This is a genomic window from Bradyrhizobium sp. UFLA01-814 (assembly GCF_046718885.1).
Classification (GTDB): Bacteria; Pseudomonadota; Alphaproteobacteria; order Rhizobiales; family Xanthobacteraceae; genus Bradyrhizobium; species Bradyrhizobium elkanii.
Genome location: NZ_JAQOSR010000369.1, coordinates 1 through 1,105 on the forward strand (window position 1 = coordinate 1; position 1,105 = coordinate 1,105).

General features: G+C 63.0%; 1 protein-coding gene. It reads right to left on the reverse strand.

Annotated features, from left to right (window positions below; genetic code table 11):
- Positions 1 to 1,011: IS630 family transposase (locus PMN64_RS42865; RefSeq protein WP_411785119.1), on the reverse strand; the 1,011-nt coding region annotated here is incomplete at its 3' end.
- Positions 1,012 to 1,105 lie beyond the last annotated feature (94 nt).

Here is a 1,105-nt window from a genome sequence, read left to right on the forward strand (position 1 = left end):
TCGGAAGGGTTTGGGATCAGCGTTGTGCCGATCGATGAACGAGGAGATGTCAGCCCTGAGGGCTGCGACGCTGCGGTAGATACCGCGCCTGATCTTCTTATCGGTCAGGAGCGCGAAGAAGCGCTCGACCTGGTTGAGCCATGACGAACTCGTCGGGGTCAAGTGCACATGCCAACGCGGCCTCTTAGCCAGCCATCTTCGGATCAATGGGGTCTTGTGCGTGACGTAGTTGTCCATGACGAGATGGACTTCGAGTTCGCGCGGCACGGCGGCCTCGATCTCGTCGAGAAACTTGCGGAACTCGGCAGCACGGTGGCGTCCGTAACACTTGCCGATGACCCGTCCGGTCGCAATGTCGAGAGCGGCGAACAGCGATGTGGTGCCGTGCCTCTTGTAGTCGTGGCTCCTTCGGGCCGGCTGGCCGGGACGCATCGGCAGCATTGGCTGACTGCGGTCCAGCGCCTGGATTTGCGACTTCTCATCCACACACAAGACGATGGCATGCTCCGGCGGCGAGACGTAAAGGCCCACCACGTCGCGCACTTTGGCCACGAAGTTCGGATCGGTCGAGAGCTTGAACGTCTCCACCCGATGCGGCTGAAGTCCGAAGGCCCGCCAGATGCGTTGCACCGTCGACACCGACAGGCCGCTGGCCTTCGCCATGCCGCGGGAACTCCAATGGGTGGCGTTCTCGGGGCAACTCTCCAACGTCCTCACGATCACGGCTTCGATGCGGCCATCGTCAACCGTACGTGGCGCCCCGGAGCGCGGCTCGTCATGCAGCCCGTCCATGCGCCGCTCCACAAAACGCCGGCGCCACTTGCCTACCGTCGCCCGGTCCAGGCCCAGCTTGGCCGCCACTTCCTTGTTCTGACCGCCTTCCGCGCAGGTCAGCACGATCCGGGCTCTCAGAGCCAGCGCCTGCGCCGTCTTCCGCCGCAGCGTCAGCGACTTCAGTTCGGCGCGCTCTGCTTCGCTCAATGTCAGGGGGGCAAGTTGCTGGACCGCCATCAGATGCTCCGTCGCTGTTTGCCTCCATCCTTGGCATAGCCACGCGAATCTACTGCGAATCTACGATTGCGAACTTGTGACTCAGGACACTAGC